The organism is Pyrolobus fumarii 1A, assembly GCF_000223395.1.
In the GTDB taxonomy this organism is placed as follows: domain Archaea; phylum Thermoproteota; class Thermoprotei_A; order Sulfolobales; family Pyrodictiaceae; genus Pyrolobus; species Pyrolobus fumarii.
Genome location: NC_015931.1, coordinates 774,128 through 794,307, shown reverse-complemented (window position 1 = coordinate 794,307; position 20,180 = coordinate 774,128). Strand labels below are relative to the sequence as shown.

At 52.9% G+C, this 20,180-nt stretch carries 20 protein-coding genes and 1 tRNA gene; 14 read left to right on the top strand and 7 right to left on the bottom strand.

Annotation, left to right across the window (positions count from 1 at the left end; translation table 11 throughout):
- Positions 1-53: 53 nt before the first annotated feature.
- Positions 54-953, top strand: a complete 900-nt coding sequence (locus PYRFU_RS09920; protein ID WP_014026394.1) for a hypothetical protein — start codon at positions 54-56, stop codon at positions 951-953.
- On the opposite strand, the gene PYRFU_RS10430 is transcribed toward PYRFU_RS09920, so the two are convergent.
- Positions 950-1,768, bottom strand: coding sequence for an HhH-GDP family DNA glycosylase (locus PYRFU_RS10430; RefSeq protein WP_052296932.1), 819 nt, complete (start codon positions 1,766-1,768; stop codon positions 950-952). The two genes, PYRFU_RS09920 and PYRFU_RS10430, sit on opposite strands and share 4 nt — an antisense overlap.
- On the opposite strand from PYRFU_RS10430, the gene PYRFU_RS04195 reads away from it, so the two are divergent.
- The gene (locus PYRFU_RS04195; protein ID WP_014026392.1) at positions 1,725-2,399 is read left to right on the top strand and encodes an adenine nucleotide alpha hydrolase family protein; all 675 of its coding nucleotides are present in this window, start codon (positions 1,725-1,727) and stop codon (positions 2,397-2,399) included. The genes PYRFU_RS10430 and PYRFU_RS04195 overlap by 44 nt on opposite strands.
- On the opposite strand, the gene PYRFU_RS04190 is transcribed toward PYRFU_RS04195, so the two are convergent.
- A complete protein-coding gene (locus PYRFU_RS04190) occupies positions 2,370-3,254 on the bottom strand; it encodes a hypothetical protein (protein WP_048191573.1) in 885 nt (294 codons plus the stop codon). The genes PYRFU_RS04195 and PYRFU_RS04190 overlap by 30 nt on opposite strands.
- A gap of 343 nt (positions 3,255-3,597) precedes the next feature.
- Between PYRFU_RS04190 and PYRFU_RS04185 the strand changes: the two genes are divergently transcribed.
- Together PYRFU_RS04185 and PYRFU_RS04180 are read left to right on the top strand one after the other, a co-directional pair.
- A complete protein-coding gene (locus PYRFU_RS04185; protein WP_014026390.1) occupies positions 3,598-4,218 on the top strand; it encodes a phosphate-starvation-inducible PsiE family protein in 621 nt (206 codons plus the stop codon).
- Positions 4,219-4,232: 14 nt separating this feature from the next.
- Positions 4,233-4,559 carry an FUN14 domain-containing protein gene (locus PYRFU_RS04180; protein WP_014026389.1) on the top strand — a complete coding sequence of 109 codons (327 nt, stop codon included), beginning with the start codon at positions 4,233-4,235 and terminating at the stop codon, positions 4,557-4,559.
- Here PYRFU_RS04180 and PYRFU_RS04175 read toward each other — a convergent pair.
- Entirely contained in the window at positions 4,518-5,624 is a 1,107-nt protein-coding gene (locus tag PYRFU_RS04175; RefSeq protein ID WP_014026388.1) for an amidohydrolase family protein, read from the bottom strand. The genes PYRFU_RS04180 and PYRFU_RS04175 overlap by 42 nt on opposite strands.
- A gap of 13 nt (positions 5,625-5,637) precedes the next feature.
- Between PYRFU_RS04175 and PYRFU_RS04170 the strand changes: the two genes are divergently transcribed.
- The 4 genes from PYRFU_RS04170 (at position 5,638) to PYRFU_RS04155 (ending at position 9,625) form a co-directional block, all read left to right on the top strand.
- Positions 5,638-6,360, top strand: coding sequence for a DUF2208 domain-containing protein (locus PYRFU_RS04170; protein WP_048191567.1), 723 nt, complete (start codon positions 5,638-5,640; stop codon positions 6,358-6,360).
- A gap of 39 nt (positions 6,361-6,399) precedes the next feature.
- Positions 6,400-7,494, top strand: a complete 1,095-nt coding sequence (gene twy1 / locus PYRFU_RS04165; RefSeq protein WP_014026386.1) for a 4-demethylwyosine synthase TYW1 — start codon at positions 6,400-6,402, stop codon at positions 7,492-7,494.
- 179 nt (positions 7,495-7,673) lie between these two features.
- Positions 7,674-7,750: transfer RNA gene (locus PYRFU_RS04160), tRNA-Met, on the top strand.
- Between the two features lie 159 nt (positions 7,751-7,909).
- Positions 7,910-9,625 (top strand): radical SAM protein, encoded by a 1,716-nt coding sequence (locus PYRFU_RS04155; protein WP_014026385.1) that lies wholly within the window; start codon positions 7,910-7,912, stop codon positions 9,623-9,625.
- Positions 9,626-9,642: 17 nt separating this feature from the next.
- Here the strand turns inward: PYRFU_RS04155 and ala are convergent, their stop codons facing one another.
- The gene (gene ala / locus PYRFU_RS04150; protein ID WP_048191565.1) at positions 9,643-10,650 is read right to left on the bottom strand and encodes an alanine dehydrogenase; all 1,008 of its coding nucleotides are present in this window, start codon (positions 10,648-10,650) and stop codon (positions 9,643-9,645) included.
- A gap of 98 nt (positions 10,651-10,748) precedes the next feature.
- Here ala and PYRFU_RS04145 point away from each other — a divergent pair, with 98 nt between their 5' ends.
- The 3 genes from PYRFU_RS04145 to PYRFU_RS04135 all read left to right on the top strand — a co-directional run bounded on the left by PYRFU_RS04145 (position 10,749) and on the right by PYRFU_RS04135 (position 12,859).
- Entirely contained in the window at positions 10,749-11,540 is a 792-nt protein-coding gene (locus PYRFU_RS04145) for a cation diffusion facilitator family transporter (RefSeq protein WP_014026383.1), read from the top strand.
- Between the two features lie 142 nt (positions 11,541-11,682).
- On the top strand, positions 11,683-12,258 hold the full coding sequence (locus PYRFU_RS09910; protein WP_014026382.1) for a hypothetical protein: 576 nt from the start codon (positions 11,683-11,685) through the stop codon (positions 12,256-12,258).
- A 34-nt stretch (positions 12,259-12,292) separates the two neighbouring features.
- Positions 12,293-12,859 (top strand): ATP:cob(I)alamin adenosyltransferase, encoded by a 567-nt coding sequence (locus PYRFU_RS04135; protein ID WP_014026381.1) that lies wholly within the window; start codon positions 12,293-12,295, stop codon positions 12,857-12,859.
- Here the strand turns inward: PYRFU_RS04135 and PYRFU_RS04130 are convergent.
- Entirely contained in the window at positions 12,856-13,284 is a 429-nt protein-coding gene (locus PYRFU_RS04130; protein ID WP_014026380.1) for a hypothetical protein, read from the bottom strand. The two genes, PYRFU_RS04135 and PYRFU_RS04130, sit on opposite strands and share 4 nt — an antisense overlap.
- A gap of 215 nt (positions 13,285-13,499) precedes the next feature.
- On the opposite strand from PYRFU_RS04130, the gene tes reads away from it, so the two are divergent.
- The 3 genes from tes (at position 13,500) to PYRFU_RS04115 (ending at position 17,307) form a co-directional block, all read left to right on the top strand.
- Positions 13,500-15,293 (top strand): tetraether lipid synthase Tes, encoded by a 1,794-nt coding sequence (tes, locus tag PYRFU_RS04125; RefSeq protein ID WP_014026379.1) that lies wholly within the window; start codon positions 13,500-13,502, stop codon positions 15,291-15,293.
- A 292-nt stretch (positions 15,294-15,585) separates the two neighbouring features.
- On the top strand, positions 15,586-16,287 hold the full coding sequence (locus PYRFU_RS04120) for a nucleotidyltransferase family protein (protein WP_048191560.1): 702 nt from the start codon (positions 15,586-15,588) through the stop codon (positions 16,285-16,287).
- Positions 16,288-16,563: 276 nt separating this feature from the next.
- Entirely contained in the window at positions 16,564-17,307 is a 744-nt protein-coding gene (locus PYRFU_RS04115) for a TatD family hydrolase (protein ID WP_014026377.1), read from the top strand.
- Here PYRFU_RS04115 and PYRFU_RS04110 read toward each other — a convergent pair.
- Together PYRFU_RS04110 and aroF are read right to left on the bottom strand one after the other, a co-directional pair.
- Positions 17,304-18,728, bottom strand: coding sequence for an RsmB/NOP family class I SAM-dependent RNA methyltransferase (locus tag PYRFU_RS04110; RefSeq protein ID WP_048191558.1), 1,425 nt, complete (start codon positions 18,726-18,728; stop codon positions 17,304-17,306). The two genes, PYRFU_RS04115 and PYRFU_RS04110, sit on opposite strands and share 4 nt — an antisense overlap.
- 343 nt (positions 18,729-19,071) lie before the next feature.
- A complete protein-coding gene (gene aroF / locus PYRFU_RS04105) occupies positions 19,072-20,094 on the bottom strand; it encodes a 3-deoxy-7-phosphoheptulonate synthase (RefSeq protein WP_052296991.1) in 1,023 nt (340 codons plus the stop codon).
- Positions 20,095-20,180: the final 86 nt, after the last annotated feature.

Below are 20,180 nucleotides of genomic sequence, written 5' to 3'. Positions count from 1 at the left end.
CACAGCCTCTTTTAGGCTAGCCTCGCTCCTCTTTTTAAAGGAGGTTGTAGTGCGTGCGAATGATAGTCGTAAAGCTGCCAGATGACGTGTATCGTGAGCTGGAGGAGAAGGCGCGTAAAGAGGGTTACAGCCTGGTATCAGACTACGTTAAGAACCTTATACTGCGTGAGTTGGGGCGTGCCGGTGTTAGTCTAGAGGCTATTGAGGAGAGGCTCTCGAGGCTAGAGTCTGGCGACCTTCCTCAGCCGCTGTATGAAAGAATTGGAAGCATTGTGCGTAGCATTCTCCAGGAGGAGGGGGTTTCAAGCATAGACGTTGAGAGGCTACTTTCACGTCTTGAACGCAAGATACATGATATGATTAACCCTTGGACCGCCAAGGTCGATAGGCTGGCACAACAAGTTGCAGAGCTTAATGAGCGCCTAGAGGCTCTGGAGGAAGAGGTAAAGAAGCTCAAGGAGGAGGCTGCCAAGCAACGCGAACACATCCGTAGTCACGGCGAGGCGGCTCAGCATATCGCTGCACACGGTGGTGTAGGCGGTAGGGTCGAGGTGGCCAGGCGCCACGCGAGCTACCATGGTGTGCATGGCGAGGGCGAGGAGATTAGGCATAGGCGTCGCCGTAGGACTGCGATAGAATGGTTAAAGGAGCAAGGCGTGTTATTCGAGTCGGAGCTAATGAGGCTTAGAGACCGTGATGCTTTCTTCGAGAAACTTCGTCGCGAGGGTGCTATCGTCATAGAACTTCCTAATGAGCGTGTCGCCGTAGATAGGGAGTTTTGGGAGAGGTTCAAAGAGCGCATACAAGGCCTCCCCACCGTCAGAGAGGATGAGATACGCGCATTACTAGATGAGCCCATGTTCAAGCTCTTCCAGAGGCTCAAGGAGGCTGGACTAATCTACTTTGACGCTAGTGAGGGTGCGTGGAAAGTCTCGAGAGAGATAGAGGGTTAAGTGAGCAGGATACGCTCTAGCAGACGCCGTTTCGCGCTCGGCGTTTGCGACTGTAGCCATACGAGAGTCTGGTATAAGCCGGCTCGCAAGCCGTACATCTTGTAAAGTCTCCAGACTGTGCAACTATCTCTATGTGGGCAGCGAGGACACGGATAGGACTTGCATAGTCTCTTGTCTGGAAGTACGGGGTTACCCCCTACCATACGTCTAAGATGACGGTCCACGGGGAACGGGAACCCCGAGTACATGGTGAAGAGTAGGTGTGCATGTGCTATCTTCACACCCACATGGGGTATGGTCAGAAGTATGCGTCTAGCAGCCCAGATGTTGCTAGCATAGACTGCAAGCCGGGCCTCTATATAGCGGCGTAGCGCTAATGGCAACAATCTAACCTGGTAGCTACCTAGTTCTGCAGCCAATTGCTCTACACGCTCTATCTTCTCCTCAATGATGAAGGGTGCTAGCTTTTCCATCCATGCTAATACTCTCGCATAGGAGGTGTTCTGTGAAAGGAAGATTGAGGAAAAGATGAGCTTGTCATCCCAAGGGCTCACGGATAAACCTATCACGGGTCCCTCCCCTAGACCAAAATCCCTTGGAGACCCCGTCATCCACAAGCCACTCCACGCTATCAACTCGTTTAGGAGGCATCCCTCGCAACACACTCGCCTATCCTCAGCCCACAGGATTGCACCTGTACGCCACCCATACACCTTGATAACCTCGTCCTTCTTTATGCGGAAGAGTGGGAGTGTAAAGGAGGGTAACAGCGTGTCCAGGAGCGAGTATCCAGGCGGGGTCTTGACGCACGGCAAGTTACTCTACCCGTTGCCTCCAGGTCGCTACCTACTCCTCTACTCCGGCGGCTTAGACTCAACATACCTACTCAAAACTCTCCTCGAGGACGACAACATAGAAGTTGTGCCTTTACACGCCTATATTAGTCGTGTAACTCTCCACGCAGCAATCGAGAATCTAAAGCGTGTAAAGCCTCGCGGTAAACAAGTCAAACTCTGTATAACAAACCATGGGGACCTCTTAAGACTCGCTGTAAGACGATTGCGTAAATCTCGTCTCGTCGAGTATACTTGTATAGCGTGCAAGGCGCTAATGATGATGGAAGCTAGTATCGTAGCAGAGAAGCTCGGTGGCGTTAATGGCATCATAACGGGTGAGTCGCTGGGACAAGTGGCGTCGCAAACACTGCCTAACATGGTAGTGGTTCACTCGTACTCAAAGCTGCCAATCTATACCCCACTCCTAGCAGCCGATAAGCACGAAGCCAGTAACATAATGGCGCATCTCCTTGAGAAGACACCTTCGTGTCGATTCCTGCCGCCGCGACGCGTTACAAGAGCAGATTACGTATTGACAAGGATGATACTCGACGAGATAGGGATCGAGGAGCTAGCTTCACTAACCCTTGTAGAGATCGTCACTCTCTAGCATCTTAACTAGCAGTTCCGTAAGCCTCCTAACATCATTGCCTACCTGGTCGTCAGCGTATGCGAACTCGACATCCAGAACTTGAAGTGGTTTAACAAGGTGAAGCACCTCAGATGCTCTCAACGAGCCGGGCTTAAGACCAGAGACTATGCTAGCAGCCTTCACTACATCATCGCCACGGTATACTATAGCACGGCCGGGGCCCACGACGATAAATAGTCTGGATTTTGTCGATGTCGGCGTGGGTATTAGGACATCGTTGAAAGACTCTATCAAGGCGAGGCGCGAGCCAGAGACGAGTTTTGCGGTACACAAGTCGGCCGCTATGAGCAAATCGCCACTATTCATAAGTTCATATAGCCGCGAGGATGGTAATGTGATAGGAGGCGGATCGAGGCGCTCAGCAAGCTCATCTATAATTGTGCGTAGTGTCGGTGGTAGCGCCTCAATGTGCTCGGGGACCACAGCGTGTAGGTGTTCCACTCCGTTGCCTTCGCATCGTGAAACTCGTAGCACCACGACCTGTGATAACAGCGACTCGAGAGTTGCAAGATAATCGCGTATTCTTGTCAAATACCTGGTTATATCCGGAGGCGCTAGTAGCAAGTCGACTGGTTGTATATCCTCGGGCTTGGCGCCGGCAGCCTTAGCTAGACGGATGGCATCGCCACCTACCAGTATGCGGTGCTCGAGTGAATAGTGTAAGCTGAAGTGTTGCTGCCACATGTTGTGGCTTCCTATAGGCTTTACAACTGTAGGCTCCAAACCAATCTCGTGTAGTGCATGAATTAGCCTGGCGGTTAGCCTAGTTTTGCCGCTATCGGATGGTGAGAAGCCACCCACAGTGACTATCATCAGCCTCTCACCCGGAGGCGTCAAGAGGCGGCTCGGAGTCCAGGTCTTTCTTCACGAGTCAGTCGCTGGCGTATTCCTCACCGCCAAGAGATAGTGCAAGACTGGTCTCCGATAAAGGCTTATGATAAGAAGCTGTGTCTTAGTGAAGCGTCTCCCTTGGGCGGCTCCAGAATCTCTCGCTATCTGGGAGTGCCGTGTGGCACGTTAATGTGGTGTGGGTAGATTCGGTCCAGCAGGAGGGGCGTTACTCGGTATGCACGGGGTACTATAGGCTAGTCTTGGCGAACGCTAAAACCTCATAGCTTAGGCATCCTGTATCCTCGTAGCGAGAGAGGGATGATAGTTGCCGGGTGAAGCTAGACTTGAGAAGATTGGAGCTGCGTTTGAGACTATAATGGAGCTTCTGGAGATGGCTGTGTTTGCGGCGCTAGCTACGGCGGTTCTAGTGGGTGTAGTGCTCGTACTTGGGCAGACTATAGCGTTTGCAACCTCGATGATGGAGGCCAAGGGCGTCATACCAGAGGGCAAATTAGCAGTAAAACCCGTTGACAATATGACCTTGAATGTCGCGGCGAAAGAAGGCACCGTGCCAGCCATATTCGCGAAGTACATCAAGGATCAGCTTCTAGCCATACTGGATACCACATTGATACTGATAATAGGCCTTGATGTTCTACGTACGATAGTAGTTGGTATCGTGCAGAGGGAGCTTCACACGGTAGCTGCTTTGGAGGCTGCAATTCTCGCCGTGGTGAGGGAGATTATCGGTAGCGAAGTGCGTCATCGTAGTATATACGACCTGATGGGTTATGCCGCGGTGATAGTACTGCTTGTAGGTGTCTGGCTGCTATCAAGACGAGAGCTGTTGAAGAGCAGTGGACGCAACTTGTACTCTATGTTTAGCATTCGACGTGGTGAGGCTGGAGATAGCACTAGTGGTAAAGGGTCGGAGGGGTCACACTAGACTAGGTGATTGCGTTGGCAGAGGCTACGGGAGGCGACATCTGGACATTCATAGCTTTTAACGCTGGTGCAGGCTTCGTCCTGGGCTTTGCAGTCGGCTATGCACTGAAGAAGCTGGTTAAACTAGCACTCGTGCTTCTAGGGTTGCTCACGATAGTACTCCTCGCGCTAGAATACTACGGTATAATCCAAGTAAATTATGACAAGTTTGTTGCGCTTGTGGAGCAAGCTATGAACGTGACAAGGAGTGCAGCCAGTAGCATAGCTAGCCATGCTGTCGCGTCGCTGCCTTTCGCGGGCTCATTCCTGCTGGGCTTTGCTCTTGGATTCAAGATGGGTTAACACAGCCACAACGGTATCAATATCGCCGATTGACAGTAGCGCCGTATACGCATCAATAGCTTTTACAATCTCGGGCGCATAGAGTAGAGTGATGAACGCGTATTCTCCCTCGTTAATCCCTTTGACGCCAAGCAACCTGGACAGAGGCCATACAGTAAGAGCTTTCAATGCAGTTTTAGAAGCCTCTCTGATGCTGAGGCCCTTCTTTCTCAAAGCAAGCATAGCCCACCTTGCAAGCTCCCACGGGTTCTGTGCAACCCACCCAGCATTATCACCACCAAGCGCGAAGAAGGGCGCATATGGTTGAGGCTCGACCCCCCAGTGTATAACGTTGGAGGCGGGCGAGTAAACCGGGAGTATACCAGCCTCTGCTAGCGCATGGTGCGCCTGGGGAGGCGCGTAGAGTAGATGTACGGCGTGTTCAAGCCCAACAGTCAATGCGGTATTGTAGTCCTCCAGGAGAGCTTGCTCCGGGGTCTCCGAGATGTGAGCTGCTACGCGAAAACCACGACTCCGGGCCTCGAGGGCAACCCTTACCCACTTACGTGTAGTCAATACAGGTGCACCTAGCCCGTCGCACCCTACAAGCATGTCAAGCTCGTATGCCCGGCCATAAGTGAGTGCTAACACTCCGTGCTCGGCAAACACTTCTCGTACAAGCCTACATGCGCCGCCAGGCCCCTCAACAAACACGGCTACAACACCATATCCCATCCTTGATAGTCTCTTTGCGAGTCTAGATAATCCCCAGAAACTGCGGCACGGTGCAGCTTGTATAGCACGCGCTTTTAGGCCATCAGGCCATCTTAGCAGCGAGTCCATGTCTTTTGCAACGCCCGCCAGACCGGCAAACCCATAGTCCAGTACGTGAAGGTGAGCATTCACAAACGCCGGTATAGCTACGAGCGGGGTTCCCCTACCTTTCTCGATGCTTACTATCCTACCCTCCTCGATGCACAGCCTAACATTACGGTTAGGCTCTAACTCGTCTCCGAGGAGCGCGAGACCAACATCTATACAGAAAAGATTCCCCTGTGAACTGGGCGTGTGCGGAGACCAAGCCATGGTATTGCAGCCGGTGAAGCAGGTACTATTGGGACAAGTGTTTATACTCATGCTGGCCTTTATACTCGCATTCTTTCCGCACCTCTACATATTCGCCATCTTCGGCTACATCGCGTTGATGATTGTCGTTCAGATGCTCGTGCAAAGCAGGGCTAGTCGCAGCGAGAGGGAGGAGGTCCTACGCTCAAGAATAATCTACCGGGAGGATAAGCTAGAGGAGATAATAGCTAGCGATGAGAGTCTTGTAGAGGAGTATAGCCGCATAGTAAAGACGACTACCCTACCGTCTCTACTATCGATACCGGTAATCATACTGCTATTCTGGTTGCTCCCCGGAGTATACCACGACATCGTTACTAAGCAGTTCGGCCTAGAGGAGCACATGGCTAGGTTCGTAACATGGCTGTTGGTATTCGAGAGTACGTTTGCCGCTTCGATGATAGCGAGGCTTACGGCTATGCGCGTCTATGGGAGGCCAACAATGTTGATGATAGCACGGGGCTTCGAGGTGCGAGAAAGAGGACTTGTATTGAAGAGCGGTCTTCGCGACACAATTATACCATTCCCTCTGGACACTGAACGCTACGAGCTGCACATAGATGAAAACAGGCGTTTCGTTGAACTTAGAGATAGAAAGAGCGGCGTGAGGATACGACTATACACCACCAAACCACGGCGCGTATACGAGCTGATAACAAGGCTAGGCCTACGGCCGTCAAGCCAAGAGTCCCCGTGATAAACCCGTGTTCGGCTAGTCTAATGCTCGGGTGGAGTAGTGCAGAAGACCAGTGTGAAACGCTGGAGGTTGAAGTTAGAGGAGATACCAGAGCCCTACCGCACAGTGTACCGTACGCTGCAAAAGCAAGGCTACATATTCGTTGGTAGGCACACGGCTGTCAAGAAGTGTCACTGGGTGCACGCGGCGTTAACGCAAGGACGCTTCTGCTACAAGTGCAAGTTCTACGGTATTGCGAGTCACCGTTGCATCCAGATGAGCCCCACGGCACTCTGGTGCTGGAATGCGTGTCTGCACTGCTGGAGGCTAAGGCCGCAGGATGTTGGCGCCCAGTGGGACGAGGTTAACATGCCATTTGTAGACGACCCTGAGATGATAGCAGAGGGTATCATAGAAGCTCATCGTATGAGCCTAGCAGGGTACCGGGCGCATCCAAAGGTTGATCCAAAGATGCTCGAGGAAGCCATGAACCCGAAACACGTAGCTATAAGCTTGACCGGTGAACCGGCGTTATACCCGAGACTTGGCGAGTTGATACGCGAGATACACAAGAGAGGCATGACGACATTCCTTGTGACACGCGGTGTAAGGCCTGATGTTCTAGCTAACCTCGAGGAGGAGCCGACGCAATTATACGTTAGTATCGAGGCATGGGACAAGAAGAGCTACCAAGAATTCAACAGGCCGCTAGTCCCGAGGACATGGGAGTTGGTACTCAAGACTCTTGAGCTGCTACCGAGCTTCTCTAGCCCAACAACCATAAGAATAACGCTTGTCAAAGGGTTCAACATGCATGACGAGGCGTTGCGTGGCTTCGCGAAACTCATCGAGCTAGCCCAGCCGACCTATGTCGAGGTAAAAGCGTACATGTGGCTAGGAGCCTCGCGCTACCGTCTACCCAAGGACGCAATGCCAAAGCATGTCGAGGTCCGAGTGTTTGCAGAGAAGCTTGCAAAGCTAACCGGGTACAAGGTGCTAAGCCAGCAGGTAGAGAGTAGAGTAGTCCTACTCTCGAGGCTTGACAAGCCGATACGCGTAGGGGAAGGATGCCCCGACGGATGGAAGCAGCGAACCGAGCTAGACGACCAGATAGAATATGAGCTCGCAAAGCTCCAGGAACAAGGCAAGATATAACTGTCTAGAGCACCTCATGTTTTACACTGGCGGTGAGGAGGGCTGGTATTGCGGAGGCAAACGAGCCGGTGAAGAGGGACACCAGCACCGAGCCTGGTGTAGAGGGTCTCACGGTGCCACAACTCTTATTAAACCTTTGCTGTTTGTTTGTCTTGTAACGGTGGGTGGCGGGGTAGGGGAGCGGGGTAGGGTAGCCTGGTAGCCCGCGGGGCTCATAACCCCGAGATCGGTGGTTCAAATCCACCCCCCGCTACCAACGCGGGCCCCGCCGCCACACAACCCCCAATTCTCCCTTAATCACAATGTCAACCCGAGATGCGTCGTCAATGCTTATTCTCACGGGCTGGCATCCGAGCCGCTTGCGGGTAAAAGCTCATCCTGGTTTGTATGTTGATTTAGCATATGAGGGTGTATCGTGCGCATCTCTAAAGTCTTGATACTAGACGGGTATACGGATGAGCCTGCAGGCCTAGGCGTCCCGCCGTATATTGACGTCTATCCCAGGTACATTGCTGGTGCTGTGTGGAGCGTAGACAAGAGTATTCGAGTGGATTATGTGACCGTAGATGAGGCTAGGAAGGATATACACAAGTTCATAGCTAGGGCGAACGAGTACGATCTTCTCGTCGTAATAGCTGGCGTTGTTGTGCCAGGCAAGTATCTTGGTGGAGAGCCGATTAGACTCGAGGAGCTGAAGACGTGGTTTAGGCTCATAGAGAAGCCTTTCAAGGTGCTTGTTGGGCCGGCTGCAAGGTTCGGAATTAGTAGTGGCGAGGGTGGACGGGTAGCAGCTCTCCCAAAGGAGGTTTCAGAGTCGTTCGATGCTATTGTGAAGGGTGACCCGGAGCTCTACGTGTATAGGCTCCTGTCGGAGGGTGAGAGTGCCGCCAGCCCCTACGAGGTTCGCCGGGACTATAGCCTTGTTGACAAGTTCGCTGTGCTAGGGGCTAAGATAGTAGAGCAGCACCCGAACCATGGTTACAACCTGATAGCCGAGATTGAGACATTCCGTGGATGCCCACGTAATGTTGTGGGCGGGTGTAGCTTCTGCATTGAACCCGCGTATGGGAGGCCTGTACAGAGAAGCCCAGAGGCTATCGTGAGAGAGGTAGAGGCCCTGTACCGGTATGGTGTTCGTGCTTTCAGGCTAGGTAGGCAGCCAGACATACTGATCTATGGTAGTCCCGAGATAGGCGACAGAGAGTGGCCCAGGCCGAACCCGGAGGCTCTAAGACGCCTGCTACACGGCATTAGGAGTGTAGCGCCGGAGCTCGAGACGCTACACATAGACAATGTGAACCCAGGTACAATCGTGCACCATAAGCGTGAGGCTCGTGAGGCGCTCAAAGTGATAATAGAGTATCACACGCCTGGTGATGTGGCAGCGATGGGCATTGAGAGTGCCGATCCGCGTGTGATAGAGGCTAACAACCTCGGTGTCTACCCTGATGAGGCGCTTGAGGCGATACGTGTTGTTAACGAGCTTGGTGCGAAGAGGGGGTGGAATGGTCTCCCCGAGCTGTTACCCGGCATTAACTTCGTGTTGGGGTTGAAAGGTGAGACGAAGGAAACATATCGTCTCAACCTGGAGTTCATAGAGAGGGTGTACCGCGAGGGTCTGTTGGTTCGTAGGATAAACGTGCGGCAGGTGTTGATACTCCCCGGTACGAGAATGTGGGGTTATGGTGATCGCTGGGTACGCGAGCATCGTAGGCTGGTGCAGAGCTTCAAGAGGCGAGTGATGCAGTACTCGAGATTGTTCCTGCAGAGGGTTGTTCCGCGCGGTACAATCCTACGGAGGCTATACATAGAGTATTATGAGCCTTCGCTAGGAGTTACGTTTGCGAGGCAAACTGGGAGCTACCCGCTAGTCGCGGAGTTGCCATGCAAGATAGGCGATAGGGGAGTCGTAGACGTGGTCGTATACGCGTATGGCGCTAGGAGCGTGAGAGGGTTGCCGCTCCCCCTCGAGCCAAACAAGACGCCGTTGAAACTCATACGCGAGGCTTTTGGTAGTAAGGTTGCAGAGGAGATAGCAAGGTGGAGGCCATTTACAAGCGATCAGCAGCTTCGCATGCTAGGACTGGACCAATACTTCTCTGTAGAGAGAGGCTATGCGTGCACCCCATAGCTCCTTTGAGGCGCGTGCTAAGCCATAACTAGCTTCATGCGTGTGCCTAGGCCAGTCCTCAATGCAGCCTCGTATACCACACGAGCGGCGGCCACATCTTGTATGGCGAGACCTGTCGAGTCAAAGATGGTTATTTCGCGGTCGTCTACACGTCCGGGTTTAAGCCCTGCTACTACCTCGCCCAACTCGGCGTAAATGTCGCGCTCGCTGATGTAACCCTCTTCGAGGGGTACGTTAATCTCGCCGCTGTGCGATGCTTGTACAAAGTCGTCTACAACTATTCTTGCCTTCTGGAGTATGGCTGGGTCTAGCTCCTCCTTCCCAGGCGCATCAGCGCCAATAGCGTTGATATGAAGGCCCTCTTCGATCCAGTCGCCCCTCACTATAGGGCTCCTGGCTGGCGTACATGTGGCAAGTATATCCACGCCTTTCACGGCCGCGAGAGGCTCATCTACAATGCTCGCGTCAATGCCAAGCTCCTTTTCGACAAACACCGCCAGGGACTTTGCGGCCTCGCGTCTAACATCGAATATCTTGACTCTGGTTATCGTCCTTACCGTTTCCACTGTGAAGTATACCTGCATACGGCCCTGCACGCCAGCCCCAATAACGCCCATGACTGTAGAGCCGCTTCTAGCCATGTACTTGGCGGCTATTGCACCCGCAGCACCCGTCCTCCAAGCCGTTATCAAGGTGCCATCCATCACTGCAAGAGGATGACCAGTGTCGGGATCAACGAGCTCTATGAGGGCTATGACCGTAGCTAGGCCCCGCTTAGGGTTCTGGGGGTTAACACCAACAGTCTTGACGCCAGCTAGTCTCATCGAAGGTATGTAGGCAGGCATTATCCTCCAGTCGCCACCCCCCTCGAAGAAAAGGTACTGTTTCGGCGGCATCTGGACACGGCCTAACCCCTTCTCGCGGAACGCCTCTTCAACGGCACTGACTATCGCGTGAAGATCGAAGAGCCTAGCCACGTCCTCGGGTGTAAGGAGTAGTACCTCGCCCGGATTGCTGGCGGTCAGAAAACCTCACCACTATCCAGACACCCATCTGGGAGAAAAATAAAGTGGGACGTGATGCGATGCCCGAGAGATTCACGGCAACGTTGAGGTGATGGCGCGTGCTGATAGTATTCGTGCTAGTGTTGATTGGCACCGTCCTTAAGGGGCTGGCGGCACTTGAAGGTAGCAAGGCAGCATTCGTAGATCTACTCACGTGTATAGCCAACCTCGTTGCGATGGGCGCGGTTTACCAAGCAACGAGGATAGCCTCAATGCCAGCCGACCGTGACCACCCTTACGGTCACAAGCGTTTCGAGGCAGCAGGCGTGTTATGGGTGACGGTGATATACGGATTTATATCCGGGTATGCGGCTGCCGAGCTACTTCTAGAGCCGCCCGCTCACACTATCCCACTCGCAGCCGCATACTATGCTACTGCTGGTATCGTGGCATACGCGGCGGCAATACTACTAGCTAGGAGGATGGGGCTCGCGGGTAAGGCTTACGCGGCATTCACGTTTAGCGAGATATACGAGGGGGTTGCGACTGTTATTGCAGCGCTAGGCGGCAGCCTAATCAACCCGTTGATAGACCTTATCATTGCGTGGGGGCTCCTGGCATACCTCCTCTATGAGCTCTACGAGCATGTAATGGAGGTGACAGAGCTGATAACAGAGAGGGTGCCTCCTGAGCTGATAGAAGCCATTGAACGTGAATTGGAGAAACGTGGCTTGCATGTTGTGAGTGTGAGGCTTAGGCCGGTGTTGCCTGGCGAGTACATTGGCGATGCGATTGTGAGGGTTGATTCGGATAGTTTGAGAGAGGCGCATCGAGTTGTAGACGAGGTTGAAGAGGTGCTAAGGCAGAGGCGTGTAATCCTAACCATACACTACGAGCCGGTTGAGAAGTGAATAGGGCCCCTCGGTGCTACAATGGGTCTGCATCCCGCCGCGGGGGGCGCAGCCCCCGCGGGGCTAGAGCCGCCCATCGTTCTTCAGCGGGGCCCAGTCATTGATATGGGGGCGTCTCGTATAGGTTTACGGCTGCGGCGCTTTGATTGAAGCGGGTCTTGCGCTTCTGCTGGTGCTTAGCGGGGCGAGTGTTGCGTGGTTCTTCCCGGTCAGGCGTTACATGATAGCGTTGATTCGCGATGTGTCTCTAGAACTCGAGGAAGCGCTTAACCCCGTTGATAAGGAGTATAAACTACTTGGTCTATACGTAGGTTTCCATGCCAAGTATCGCGTCCGGGGTTTGCGAGAGGTACGTGCGCTGCTGGTGCTCACGCCGCGTCATGCGCTACTATACTTGCCAATTGTGTATGTGCGCGGGGAGCATGATATACTCGTGTTGGAGGCTGAGCCGCATGGGGGTATAATAGGCGAGGAGTGTGTTATTATACGCAAAGCGACGCGTCCAGTTAGACGCGTATTGGCGCGACTAGGTCTGGCAAACGCGCGGTTATGTGGAGGAAGACGAGGCAAGATGCTTACAGAGCTTCTCGACTCCTGTAGTGCGGGGTGCCTTGCAGCTTGGATAACGAGAATGGGCGTTGGTATCGCCCTGCGGCCTGCACCCGGCCTAGCGGCTTACGCGGCAAGGAGACTTGCCAGCCTAGCGCGCAACCTCTAACCCTCTGCACGCGGCACACTCCTGGCGTAGCGTGATGCCGAGGATATACACGCGTACAGGTGATGAGGGTTACACGTGGGCGCCTCTAGCTGGCCGTGTGCCCAAGACGCATGAGTGCGTGGAGGCTGTAGGAGACCTTGATGAAGCTGAATCTGCTCTGGGCCTAGCCGCCGCAATAGCGAGGAGAGAGGGGCACGAGAAGGAGGCTGAACTGCTAGACTGGGTGCAGGAGATGCTCTTCCGTGTAGGGTTTCAACTCTGGGAGCTGGGGGCGCAAAACCCGCGGCGAATGAAGAAGTGTGTAGATGAGCGGGATGTAAGGGAGGTTGAAAGGAAGATAGATGAACTTCTCCCAGAGCCTCCCAGGGGCTTCACGCTACACTCTGGTGACTTGTTGGCTGCTAGTATAGCACTCGCGCGTAGCATAGTGAGAAGGGCAGAAAGGAGTATCTGGAGGTGTGTGAGTGTAGCCGGGAGAGGAAGCGACGAGAACATAAGGATCATGTTGAAGCTGATTAACAGGCTTAGCGACTTGTTATACGCGCTTGAATATAGTGTGATTGCTCGTGCTGGCGCAGGACCACGTGTAGTAAAATGCTAGGCTATTACGATCGTATCGCCTCCTCGCCGTTTAGCCTTACGTAGCAACTTGGCTGCAAGGCGGCGATACGGTGTGCCTTCGTAAGCCTCTCTTCTATCACCGGTTGGCTTTAGCCCCACATAGCCTCGCACAGCTACTATCGTGGCGGTGACGCCCACCTTCCTCAACTCCTCCCGAATAGCCTTGAGATCGTCAAGCAGCTCCTCGGGCTCTACATATGGTATCTCTATAACGACTTCCTCCGTACCTCGGTCGGGATCAAGACCGTAGAGAACAACACCCTGCCACTTGGATACGAGCCTCTCGACAAGCATTGTTAGTAATCCCGTGGCCGGGTTAGGACGGTATTCGCTCCACCCCCTCTCCTCGACAATCTCCCCAAACTTGTCGAGGTCAATCATCACTATCGTACCGGGCACGAGCATCGTGCATCATCCTCGGCGTATTACATAGGCTTTGAATGCACCCTACCCTAGTCTTATGAAGACATGTGTAGCAACGAGGGTATAGCCTCATAGTTTAACATTGTCGTCCATGCTCTACTCTGTATGCCTAGGTGTAGCTTGGTACGCGGCGCGTGGGTATCGCCTCAACCCGTTTAAATCCTAGATTGTAATTTGTAGCGAGGGAGTGTTGAGGGTTGGCTATCAAGCTTGACGCCAAGAAGGATGTAGAGGGGCATGGCGAATGGCGGGTGTTGCCGTCGCCGTCCAAGTTTGACGCTAAGACAAAAACGGTGTACATTGAGGGTCATGCAGCTAAAATCGGTGGACCCAAGCCTGAGTTGCGCGAAGGTGAGCATCTCCTAGCCTACACGGCAAGTCTATGTCCGCAATGCTATCGTCTCCTGCCGGCAGTGGTGTTTGAGCGTGAGGGGAGGGTATGGATTAGAAAAGTGTGCCCGGAGCACGGTGAGATGGAGGAGTTGTACTTTGGAGACATTAGGATGTACAAGCGCTTTATTAGGTACGAGGATGAGGGTAGAGGTGTTCGACTACCCTATGTACAGTTAAGCTCGCCGTGCCCCTTCAATTGTGGCTTATGCCCGATGCATCGCAACCACAGTGCGCTCATCAACCTTGTTGTCACGAACCGGTGCAACTTGAAATGTTGGTACTGCTTCTTCTATGCCGAGAAGTTTGGCTATGTCTATGAGCCTAGTCTTGAACAGATACGATACATGATACGACGTGCAAAGGCGCAGGGTGTGACACTAGCGGTACAGATCACCGGTGGCGAGCCAACACTCCGCGAAGACCTAGTCGAGATAATCAAGCTGTTGAAGGAGGAGGGTGTCCGACATATACAGTTGAACACCAATGGCATCCGTTTTGCTGAGCTTTACGTTGAGGACCCAGTCAAGGCTGTAGAGTATGCTAGGGCTCTGAGAGAAGCCGGGCTAAACACAGTATACCTCAGCTTCGACGGTGTGACGCCAAAAACCAACTGGAAGAATCACTGGGAAGTGCCTTTCATCTTCGAGGTTTTCAGAAAAGCGGGTGTCACTAGCACGGTGTTAGTCCCCACGGTCATAAAAGGTGTCAATACGCATGAGCTGGGCGCGATAATTAAGTTCGCTGGGAAGCATATCGACGTTGTCCGCGGTGTTAACTTCCAGCCGGTGAGCCTAACTGGCATGATGCCTCGTGAGGAGCGTATGAAGTATCGCGTGACCATACCAGATGCTATACACCTAATTGAAGAGCAGACTGACGGCCAGATACACAGTGACGCGTGGTACCCGGTCCCAGTGGCGGCCAAGTTTGCCGAGTTCGTGGAGGCGATGACGGGCGAGCCCCAGTTCCTAATGGCTAACCATCCCATGTGTGGCGCAGCGACATACGTCTTTGTAGAGCGGGGAGAGCACGGTGTGCCGAAAAAGTTCATACCAATCACGGACTTCTTCGATGTTGAAGGCTTCGTGGAGTATCTCGAGGAGAAGACGGTAGAGTTGAGTCAGGTGCGTGACTCGAGGATAAGAAAGTACGTGACGCTGGCCAAGATAGCAGTTGACCTAAGAAAATTCGTTGATACCGAGAAGATACCAAAAGACCTTAACATAACAAAGATGCTGCTCAAAGTATTCGTAAAGAGGAATTACGAGGCGCTAGGCGAGCTTCACTACAAGATGCTATTCCTGGGTATGATGCACTTCATGGACCTCTACAACTATGACGTTGCGCGTGTAACGCGTTGCAACATACACTATGTGGTCCCCGATGGTAGACTCATACCATTCTGTACGTACAACGTGCTAAGCGACATCTACCGCGACGCTATCCAGAAGAAGTATGGCGTGCCTCTAGACGAGTGGCACGGGCCACTAGGCCTCTACAAGAGGCCGTTACTGCGCCTAATGCGCGACCCGATATACTACGAGGCGTACCGAGGTATAGTGCCGGATGACGTGCTAAAGGGTAAGAAGCCCGGCTAGCCTGTCTCTCCCAAACATGCGGGGTCAAGTTGTATTTGGAAGGGTGGTCGTGTATACAATAGTAGTAGCTCATCGTTTTGGCGTTCCAATCTCTAATCATCTGTGGGTTGAGCGTAGATAAGCTTCTATGCTCTAGCACCGTAACTATGATGCGAATGGTGCATGTCGAGAATCCCGCTATGTACTCTTGATAGTTGAATCTTAACATTCACACGGCTATTTTGGCGTTGATTGTACTAGTGTTTAAACAGAGGTTCGTATTGTAGAGTAGAATGGTGTGGGTTGTAGCGTCATGAAAGCGGCCATACTAGCAGGTGGTTATGGAAAAAGGCTACGTCCTCTTACGAGTGATCGCCCAAAGCCTCTCGTGGAGGTCGCAGGCAAACCGATCATAGTATGGCAAATCGAGTGGTTGAAAAACCATGGTATAACTGAGATCATAGTTTTGGCTGGTTACCTCTATTCAAGGCTCATAGAGTACCTTGGTAACGGTTCAAGGTTCGGCGTGAAGATAGCCTATGTTATTGAAGAGGAGCCTCTTGGGACGGGCGGTGCACTGAAGAACGCTGAGCACCTGCTGCGTGGCGAAGAATACTTCCTCGTGCTCAATGGCGATATTATAACGAATCTGGATCCTCTGAAACTAGTCAAGAAGCTGAGTGAGCACGAGGATGCAGTTGGTGCTATAGCGGCGGTGCCTTTACGAAGTCCATATGGTATACTGAGAATAGATGAGGGCGAGCGGATACAAGAGTTTGTTGAGAAGCCGATACTGCGTGAGTACTGGATAAATGCTGGAGTCTATGTCATGAGGCCAGCGATATTCGACTATCTGCCTGAGCGTGGCGATATTGAGAAAACTACGTTCCCAGTATTGGCGCAGCAGAGGAAGCTGATCGCTTTACGCTATCATGATGTGTTCTGGAGGAGCATAGATACATACAAAGATGTTGAGGAAGTGAGCAAGGAGTTGCAAGCTACACAGATATTGTGAGCAAACCCTAACGTGAAACCTCGAGTAAGAGAACTAAGCTAGCTTCACCTCTTCTTTACCAGGCTTCTATATGCTGGTGTTTTTGGCTGGATGTGTAATGCGTTATAAGGCGGTATAATGGCGTTGTCCTCGTGGCTGTGATGCTAAGGCCGCCTATGCTGAAAATGTGATGAATCTTTTACGGTCTGAGCCTTGGGGCTCGGTCAGCCGCCACCCCTTCATAGCCCTTAAAGGCTCTGTGTTCGAGACGGTCCTCACAGCCCGTGGGGTGGAGGCTTGAAAGCCCGTTATATTGATGCTCATTGTCACCTCCACGAGTTTAAAGACGAGGATATACGTTCAATACTAGAAAGCCTCGATGTATTGATAGTGGCGGTGAGCGATGACCTAGAGAGTGCAAGACGTACACTTAACTTGTATCGCGAATATCCTGACCGTATCAAGCCGTGTCTGGGCCTCCACCCTTGGAGCGTTGGAGAGGTTGAGGCTCCCCTAGAGCAGGCTAGGGAGATAGTCCGGCTCGCAGCAAGGGAGGGCGTAGATTGTATTGGCGAGGTTGGGTTAGACACGAGGTTTGTACCACAAACAATTGATAAGCAACGCGAGGTATTCAGCATATTCCTGGACTATGCTGCTGATGTCGACGCATTCATGAACCTACATACCGCGGGCACATGGGAAGAGGTATACAATATCGTAACGCAGCGTGGGTTGAAGCGGGCAAACTTTCACTGGTACACGGGCCCACACCACCTTCTCGAAAAACTCCGTGAAAGCGGGTATGTCATATCGGTGAACCCGGCTGTTAAAATACAAAAGAAGCATCAAGAAATAGTAAAGATGGTGCCTCTTGAAATGATCCTCGTGGAGAGTGATGGTCCCTACCAGTATCGCGGGCTAAACCTAACACCACTGTTGATACCCGATACTATCAGGGTAATCGCCGAGCTACGTAGAGAGAGCGAGGAGGCTATCATGGAGGCTGTGCAGCGCAACGCTGCCAGAGTGCTTAGAATCTAATCCTTACATTCTTTCAAGCTTCTCGTCTTCTCCAAGAGTGCATAGAAGAAGCCGCTAGTCCCGTGCCTGTGCGGCCACGCTCTCATGGTGCCTGGTAGGAGGGGCGATGGGTCAAACGGCCCCTGGAGAGGTACGAGGCGTAGACAGTTACTATACTTGTTGAGTACCTTCTTGATTATCTCTTCGCCCTCCTCCGGGAGTATGCTGCAGACGGTATAGAGTATGCGTCCTCCAGGCTTAACTAGTCTAATAGCCGCTTCGAGAATCTCTTCTTGTTGAGAGACGAGTTGGCAGAGCCTTTTCTCGTTAAGTCTCCAGCGGGCATCTGGGTGTTTGCCAAGAACGCCGGTAGAGCTGCAGCTAGGATCTACGAGCGCCTTGTCGAAAACCTCCTCGCCGAAAGCGTTGGGTGCCATCCTTGCATCCATAAGCACCGGGTGTATTGCAGCCGCGGTTCCGGTGCGCTTGGCCATCTCAACCAGACGCAACATTCTATCATGGAATACGTCAAGGGCCACAATCTCTGCTTGTACTCTGCTTAGCTCTGCCAGGTGTATAGTCTTGCCGCCTGGCGCGGCAGTCAAATCTATGATCCTTTCGCCCGGCTTAGGATCAAGGATTATGGCGGCTAGCGCCGAGGAGTCATCTTGTGGTATAATCTTGCCCTCCTTCAGCAGATGTAATTGGTCGTAGTTTACGGTGCCTTTGTACTTGATGACGGTTGGAACATAGGGTGAGACGCGTACTTTCAAACCAAGCTTCCTTAACTCCTCGAGGACATCTTCAACGCTAGCCTTGAGAGTGTTGACGCGAAAGCCTAGCCAAGGCTGCTCATTGATTGCTTTAAGGAATTCCTCCGTCTCGTTACCCAATATCCTACGAATACGGCTAATCAGCCAAGCAGAGACCCTATACTTGTACTCAAGCTCCTCGTCAGGAGACTCTGGGCGCCACTCGAAACCCTCAAGCTTGCTCCATAGTTCCCTCAACACTCTCTCGGCTTCACTACTAATGCGTTCACGGAGTAGCTGTGGTGCATGCTCCTCAAAGGCGCGTAGCAATCTGGGATCCTTAACAGCGTCAAAGAGGCGTAGGTAAACGGCAAGCCGTAGCGCCGCACGAAGCCAAGGATCCATCTCGGCGTCCTCGTCAAACTCCTCGAGAGGGATGCCAGTCAGTTTCGAAGCAATCCTATCAATAGTCCCTCTCAGTGCATACAGCTTGTAGACAATAGCTGTGAATATGTGATCCTTGCGTGTCCCGAGTATCCCCCACTTCCTGAATACCTCTCTCTTGGCTACCTGCATTGGCTTGAACAACTCGGCTTTTACTATAGCCTCGAGTAGCGCTTCAATATCATCCCGTGTGAAGCTAAGCTCTTCTCTCCTACCACGTGTTTGTCGCCCTGTTCTCCTACGCATACTGTGCACCGTGGGCCGCCGATACGGTGCTCGTATAGGATAGGGGTGTTTCAATGCTAACAGCCGTGTCGAGAATAACGCGGTGTAAGACCTAGGATGTGTATAGAGGGAACGGCTTATTGTCCTCTAGCTCGATGTTTCAGGCTCAGCTCGCGGCCGCCGTAGTCAGCATGTTTGTGGTGCTCTCAGAGGCTCCCCGGGGTAGTCATCATAGCCCGTATTGCCTTTGCAGTCCTTTGCAGGGTTTGTGCATTGCTGTCTAGGCTCCTTAGGGTCAGCCGGGGAGTGCCAGTCATCCCTGAAGGTCCGTACAAGTCCCCCCAGACATCATCCCCATTGAACGTTAGGCTTTGGGCTGCGGGGCCATGCGTCTGCCCAGGGCCTCTAGGAGTAGTTTCAGTTTCTCCATTAGTCTCTTGAATTCTCCGGGTGTTAGTTGTTGTTGCTTGTCGCTTAGGGCTTTCTCCGGCCATGGGTGAACTTCTATCATCAAGCCTTGTGCTCCGGCAGCGGTAGCGGCGAGGGCAAGCGGCTCTACAAGCTCTCTCTTGCCTGCCGGGTGGCTCGGGTCGACTATGATGGGTAGGTGTGTTTTGCCCCTAGCCACGGGTATGATGGCCACATCAAGGCTGAACCTAGAGACGCTAGCCCAGCATCTTGAGCCCCTCTCTATTAGTGCGACGTTGCTGCACCCCTCTAGCATTACGTATTCAGAGGCTAGTAGCCACTCTTCCAGAGTGTTGCCGAAACCCCTCTTGATGAGCACGGCCTTGCCGGTCTCTCTGCAGAGTCTGCCTAGTTCGCGTAGCAGCGGGGTCACTTGCATGCTCCTAGCGCCGACCCAGACACCATCAACAATGTTGAACACTTGCCTAGCGTCCCTCGGATCCATGACTTCAGTTATCGCTGGAAGACCCTTAGAGTGCGCAGCCTCTGCTAGCCACTTCGCAGCCTCCAATCCAATACCCTGGAAACTGTAAGGACTCGTGCGCGGCTTCCACGCGCCCCCACGGACGACATGAGCACCCGCAGACCAGACGGCACTCACAGCCTCCTCTACCTGTTCACGGCTCTCAATGCCACAAGGACCGGCTATCACGATAAAATCGCGGCCGACCTCCACGTTGCCAATCCGAGCTACGCTATCACCGCCAAGCCACTCTCGCGAGGATAGTTGCAGTTTCGAACCAACGTTGGACACAAGCTCTACCGCAGGGTGGCCTCGCAGCTTCTCTGCTGCCTTGTCCTCGCTAGGACCCCATGCAACAATAACATCCCTATCGTACAACACTAGGCGCTTGTACTCCAATCCCTCATCGCTTAGAAGGCCTTCGACCTCGCTTGCTGCCTCTCCACGTCGCAACACGATTATCAAGGTGTATGCCCCTTGATGTCACGGGGCCCGGGATCCACCGTTTAAACGCGGGGGTAGGGGATGAGCCAATAGAACCC

Coding starts and splice junctions, on each gene's coding strand:
- PYRFU_RS04120 (WP_048191560.1), top strand. CDS start 15,586: ATGAAAGCGGCCATACTAGCAGGTGGTTATGGAAAAAGGCTACGTCCT.
- PYRFU_RS04110 (WP_048191558.1), bottom strand. CDS start 18,728: ATGCGTAGGAGAACAGGGCGACAAACACGTGGTAGGAGAGAAGAGCTT.
- PYRFU_RS04175 (WP_014026388.1), bottom strand. CDS start 5,624: ATGGCTTGGTCTCCGCACACGCCCAGTTCACAGGGGAATCTTTTCTGT.
- PYRFU_RS04135 (WP_014026381.1), top strand. CDS start 12,293: ATGCCGAGGATATACACGCGTACAGGTGATGAGGGTTACACGTGGGCG.
- PYRFU_RS04130 (WP_014026380.1), bottom strand. CDS start 13,284: ATGCTCGTGCCCGGTACGATAGTGATGATTGACCTCGACAAGTTTGGG.
- PYRFU_RS04190 (WP_048191573.1), bottom strand. CDS start 3,254: ATGATAGTCACTGTGGGTGGCTTCTCACCATCCGATAGCGGCAAAACT.